The sequence below is a fragment of the Mesorhizobium sp. M2C.T.Ca.TU.002.02.1.1 genome (assembly GCF_003997225.1).
Window position 1 is genome coordinate 1 of sequence record NZ_RZTO01001471.1, and the last position, 551, is coordinate 551.

At 69.3% G+C, this 551-nt stretch carries 1 pseudogene; it reads right to left on the reverse strand.

The features are described from left to right. A pseudogene (locus EOD07_RS36805) lies at nt 1-460 on the reverse strand (energy transducer TonB); the annotation flags it as partial. Between the last annotated feature and the right edge of the window lie 91 nt (nt 461-551).

Consider the following 551-nt stretch of genomic DNA (forward strand, 5'->3'; position numbering starts at 1 on the left):
CACTCTGGTCGTCCTGGCGCGGGCTGGCGGACGCCAGGATATCCGGCATGGAAGCGGCTTCCTTGACGGCTTGCTGCGGAAGCTGAGGCGTCGGCGGCACGCTTGCCGGTTGCTGCGCCTCGGCTGGCGGAGCGGGCTGCGCGGCCTGGCGTTTCACCGGCTGCGGATCTGGCACCAGGGTGACATCCACGGCGCCGGACGACTGGTCGTCCAGGGCGCTGCCGATGACGTTGGCGCCGGACTGGTCGGCGCCCTCGGCCTGGATCGCGTCCAGGGAGTCGAATGTGCCGGCAGGCGCGAGCAGGAACGCGGCCGCCGCCGCGCCGTGAAGCAGGCCGGAAGCGACGATGGCCAGCGGCCATTTACGCCGACCGGCCGCTGGCCGCGGCTGTATCAGCGACTCGGTCGGTGTGGCCGACAATCCGCTGTCCGCGTTGAGTGTGTGATTGATGTCCTGCATGTCTCGCGCCGAGACCTGCCGCGCACGATAGGGACTTGTCAAATCAAGATCGATTGCCATCCATGGCGGCGGATCGGAGGCGGTCCACGCC